At 30.1% G+C, this 4,389-nt stretch carries 7 protein-coding genes and 1 pseudogene; 4 read left to right on the top strand and 4 right to left on the bottom strand.

Annotation, left to right across the window (positions count from 1 at the left end; translation table 11 throughout):
* Positions 1 to 359 precede the first annotated feature (359 nt).
* The 3 genes from C7958_RS15370 to C7958_RS15360 are packed head-to-tail and all read left to right on the top strand — an operon-like array spanning position 360 to position 2,183.
* Positions 360 to 953: a hypothetical protein gene (locus tag C7958_RS15370; RefSeq protein ID WP_111573547.1), complete on the top strand. Its 594-nt coding sequence runs from the start codon at positions 360 to 362 to the stop codon at positions 951 to 953.
* A gap of 14 nt (positions 954 to 967) precedes the next feature.
* The gene (gene istB, locus C7958_RS15365) at positions 968 to 1,723 is read left to right on the top strand and encodes an IS21-like element helper ATPase IstB (RefSeq protein WP_111573546.1); all 756 of its coding nucleotides are present in this window, start codon (positions 968 to 970) and stop codon (positions 1,721 to 1,723) included.
* The gene (locus tag C7958_RS15360) at positions 1,710 to 2,183 is read left to right on the top strand and encodes a hypothetical protein (protein ID WP_111573545.1); all 474 of its coding nucleotides are present in this window, start codon (positions 1,710 to 1,712) and stop codon (positions 2,181 to 2,183) included. Before istB ends, C7958_RS15360 begins: the two co-directional genes overlap by 14 nt.
* A 134-nt stretch (positions 2,184 to 2,317) precedes the next feature.
* On the opposite strand, the gene C7958_RS15355 is transcribed toward C7958_RS15360, so the two are convergent.
* The 4 genes and pseudogenes from C7958_RS15355 to C7958_RS15340 all read right to left on the bottom strand — a co-directional run bounded on the left by C7958_RS15355 (position 2,318) and on the right by C7958_RS15340 (position 3,755).
* Positions 2,318 to 2,737 carry a type II toxin-antitoxin system VapC family toxin gene (locus tag C7958_RS15355; protein WP_111573544.1) on the bottom strand — a complete coding sequence of 140 codons (420 nt, stop codon included), beginning with the start codon at positions 2,735 to 2,737 and terminating at the stop codon, positions 2,318 to 2,320.
* Complete coding sequence (locus tag C7958_RS15350; protein ID WP_073160970.1) at positions 2,718 to 2,972, bottom strand: DUF6364 family protein; 255 nt, start codon at positions 2,970 to 2,972, stop codon at positions 2,718 to 2,720. The genes C7958_RS15355 and C7958_RS15350 overlap by 20 nt, the downstream gene beginning before the upstream one ends.
* Before the next feature lie 227 nt (positions 2,973 to 3,199).
* Positions 3,200 to 3,496: pseudogene (locus C7958_RS15990) on the bottom strand (type II toxin-antitoxin system RelE/ParE family toxin).
* Positions 3,489 to 3,755 (bottom strand): type II toxin-antitoxin system Phd/YefM family antitoxin, encoded by a 267-nt coding sequence (locus C7958_RS15340; protein WP_111573543.1) that lies wholly within the window; start codon positions 3,753 to 3,755, stop codon positions 3,489 to 3,491. The pseudogene C7958_RS15990 and the gene C7958_RS15340 overlap by 8 nt, the downstream one beginning before the upstream one ends.
* 75 nt (positions 3,756 to 3,830) lie before the next feature.
* Here C7958_RS15340 and C7958_RS15335 point away from each other — a divergent pair, with 75 nt between their 5' ends.
* Positions 3,831 to 4,100, top strand: a complete 270-nt coding sequence (locus C7958_RS15335; protein WP_111573542.1) for a pyridoxamine 5'-phosphate oxidase family protein — start codon at positions 3,831 to 3,833, stop codon at positions 4,098 to 4,100.
* Positions 4,101 to 4,389: the final 289 nt, after the last annotated feature.

Below are 4,389 nucleotides of genomic sequence, written 5' to 3'. Positions count from 1 at the left end.
TAGAGTAATTATGTAAAGTAAACCAGCAAAAATTTCTAGTATATCAACATTATTTTAATGTACTTTACATAATCATATACTTTACATAACCCTTATTATGTAAAGCTTTACATAAAAAAGGGCGTATAGAAAATTTAGTCGGTTATGCTAAAAACAACTTTGCAGCTCACAGAACCTTTACCAATTTAGAGAAGTGGAATGAGGATTGTCGTAGGTGGCTTGAGCTTCGTGCCAATGGTAAAAAACACGGCACAACGAAAAAAATACCAGCCCAGGTATTCTCCGTAGAAAAGAAATACCTGAAGCCAGTATCAGAAAAAATTAAAACTAATTCTTCTGACTTAAGTATAACCTATCAGGTGAGAAAAGACAATACCATTCCGATAAAAGGTAACAGATATTCTGTACCCTTAGGTACCTATCAGGGACCTGAAAGCTATGTAAAAGTGCTAGAGGACAATGATAAATACCTGATATATGATTTTGAAAGTACAGCTAAACTGGCAGAACATAAGATATTTAAAAACAGGGGTAATCTTTCTAAAAATAGTGATCACAGCAGAAAGAAAACTGATAATATTGATAAGCTGATAGAAAAAATTGTGTCTCTTTTTTCTGATAATGATAAAGCGAGTAAATTTCTGGCCAGAATCAGAAAAGAAAAACCAAGATATATCAGAGATCAACTGCAGGTAATCGATAAAGCTTTAGAAAACAGAGAGCCTGAAACTATTGCTAAAGCACTGGAATACTGTATTGGTAATAAACTCTACAGTGCCAGTGATTTTAGAGATGTTATCAATTTCTATGATAAAGAAAAAATCAAATCTGAAAATGATGATATTTTACTGGTAGCTGATAATATAGCCTTAAATGAAAAAGATAAAGCTAAACTTGCTGCTAAACCAGCAGTAAGAGACCTTGATGTATATCAAAAGATATTTGACTCTTAAAACTGGAGGTATAAATGATAACCACAATTGCAAATCTAAAAGATAAATTTAAAGTTTTAAAGTTAAAAAACGCCTCTGAAAATATATCAGAAATCATATCTTATGCTGTTGAAAACGACTTCTCCAGTGAGAAACTTGTTGAGTATATACTGGATCAGGAAATTGAAGGACGAGAAGCAGCCAGACTGGAAAAATACCTAAAACAGGCTGCATTTCCAGAGTATAAACCTCTGTCTGAGTTTAATCTTGAAGAACAGCAGACTCTATCTAAAAAACAGTTTAATCAGCTTAAGGAACTATCCTGGCTTGAGCGGGGCTACAATATAGTCCTGCTTGGCCCCACAGGAGTTGGTAAAACCTCTTTAAGTATAGGATTGGGTATTCATGCCATTAACGAAGGCTACAAAGTGATTTTTGCAAACATTAGTGATTTAATTTACTGGCTTAAAACTGCTGAGATGATTAGAACTTCTAAAACTAGACTCAATAGAGTTTTAAAGTGTGATCTTTTAATTATCGATGACATTATGTTTATGGCTATGGAAAAACAGGAATCTAACCTCTTTTTCCAGCTGATAAACAAACTGTATGGTCAGACTTCAATTATTATCACCTCGAATAAAGGGCCAACAGACTGGGGTGAATTATTAGGTGATCAGGCAATTACAGCTGCAATCTTGGATCGCATAATTCATAAGTGCGAAATCATTAATTTAGATGGCGACAGCTACAGATTGACTCACAGAGAAACCATTTTTGGAAAATCTTAGGTGTAAAATCTTATTTAACGAAAAGTGTAAAATCTTATTTGACATTCACAAACCTTTTAGAATAAGACAAAAAATTGAAACTAAATATAGTCAAGCTACAAAAAATAATTGGTTATTGATTATTACTGCTCAAGATTTGTTAAGAACTAAAGGTGATATTAAAAATATTTTATTCAATGTAAATGAGTATATGTATAAATATCCAGAATTTATTGGATGTATGTTAATTACTTGGTGGCAAGGTTTTGAACCAATAGGATTAAACTATAATTCAGATGAAATATCTGTTATCGAATCTTCAATTAATAATATTAGTCAACAGCAAACTATTTTATTGAAAAATATTTTTGCGAAAGCAAATTTCAAAATTGAGTTTTGGGATGAACTAATTAAAATAGTTAAGAAGTATGGTTCAGATATTAGTAAATTAAATAAAAAAGTAATAAGGGACTTCACATAACATGGGATTGACGTCATGCCTTCTGTCATAAAGCTTGCAGGTTAACCAATTACGGATATGGAAAAGCAAGCTTTATGCCAGTTCCTAGCGGAATCAGGCACGAGCGCAAATCCCAGTAACGTTATATGAAATCCCTAGTTATTCGAAAAAATAGATAAGAATTCAGTTGGACTCAAAGATTTTACATTAGCTTTTTTAAAATCATCAAGATTTCTTGATATTATATAGTCAATTTCATTTTCATAAGAACTAACATCTATAACAGCATCTTCAAAATCATTTATTTCTGAATTTAAAGATCTTCTTAATATAGTTTCGGTTATAGGAATTAATTTAAACATGTCTAAGAACTCATTTAATACAAATTTTACTTTTTGTGAATCATTATAGTTTTTCATTAAAAAATAAGCCAAGGTTGTGATCTCATGAGCACATAAATATCCCTGAATTTTATTTGCATTACACAATTCAATTATTTGAGCAGCTTGTTTATGCTTATTACGTTTGTTTAAAAAATCAAGGAGAATATTTATATCAATTGTAATTTTTTTCATGAAAAGCTCTCCTTAAATCTTTTTTATCAGGAATAGGTTTACTTTCAAAAGCACCATAAAGTTTTTCTATTCTTTTTTGCAATTTTTGTTCTTCAAAATTTTGTTCCTTGTTCTTTTTTAGTTCAATAAGATATTCTTCAACAATATGTGAAATAGATTGATGAGTTTCTTTTGAAAAATTATGGGCAAATTCAATAAGATCATCATTAATACTTAAAGTTAGTTTCTTTTTCATTAGTATCACCTCTTTACGTAATTAATTATAACATAACACGTAATAGAGTTCAATTTGATAATCGGGACTTCATATAACATGGGATTAAAAATTTCGCTGTGCTTTATCCAAGTTCATTCGGCAAGGGCAGTCAGTCGCCCTAAGCCTCATAAACTTCTTAAATCCCAGGGACGTTACGTGACATTGAGCTAAATAAAAATGTTTATCTATAATAAAAATTTATATTTTCATTTACCATGTATGATTCTTCTGATTTCAACAATTTTCTCTTTTTCAAATACTACATAAAACACAAGATAACTTCCTATAACAAGTATTTGGTAGCCTTTAGAATTTAAATTTTCATCGTCTGGCTTTTTACCTTTGTAAGGGAAATCTTATAACTGTGATATATTTTCATCAATCTTGTCTAAAAAGTTTAATGCTGCCTCAGGAGCTTCTATTTGTATATATGAAATAATTTCATTAAGATCCTTTTTGGCAGCTGGAAGATAGATAACTTCATATTTTTGTGAACTACTCATTTAATTTCTTCCTCATTTGTTTCATTAAGTCATTATGGGAAGTAGTAGGAGTATTATTTTCGCTTTCTTTTTCAGCTTCTCCTAATTTTTTATAAAGTTCTAAAAGTGCCTGCTGTTTTTCAAATTGAGCAATACTCATAACAACCATATCACCACGACCATTTTTCGTTAAAAAAACTGGTTCTCCATTTTCATGACAAACTTCGGATATTTCTTTAAAGTTATTTCTTAAGTCAGAAACAGGTCTAATAATTGGCATAAAATCATCACCTTTCTTGTTTTTATATCAATATTATATCATGATTATGATAATAAATACATAATATAATGACAAATAGAAAGAATTAAAGAAAATTGGATTAAAAAATATAGCACTTTTGCAACAGTGGATAAGGAGGGAAATCCACAAGCTAGAGCTTTTCAAATAGCATTGATAGAAGATGGTAAAATTTATTTTTTAACAGCTAAGAGTAAAGAGGTTTACCAACAGATGGAGGATAATCCTAATATAGCTTTTACAGTTGCTTCGCCAGATTATGTAGGTTTAAGAGTAACAGGGAAAGTGAATTTTGTTAATGATCTTACTTTAAAAGAAAATATTTAGATATTAATCCAGAAATTAAAGGAATTTATAAGACAGCTGATAATCCTGAATTAAAACTCTTTTATCTAATAGAATCAGAAGCAGAAATCTTTGATATGTCTGTTATGCCGCCTGAGATTAGTAATTATAGTTTATAAGGCAAGAAAAGTTTCGTTATATGGAGGTTATATAAAATAACCCAAATCGATTTGGATTATTTACATTTAGGACATTTGTCCGGTCCTATTCTTCCTGATTCTTAGTATTTCAAATTGATCTATTATTTATCGTTATCAGAATCAAAATATTC

The organism is Halanaerobium saccharolyticum (assembly GCF_003259895.1).
Taxonomy (GTDB): Bacteria; Bacillota; Halanaerobiia; order Halanaerobiales; family Halanaerobiaceae; genus Halanaerobium; species Halanaerobium saccharolyticum_A.
This window is presented reverse-complemented; position numbering and strand designations above follow the sequence as displayed.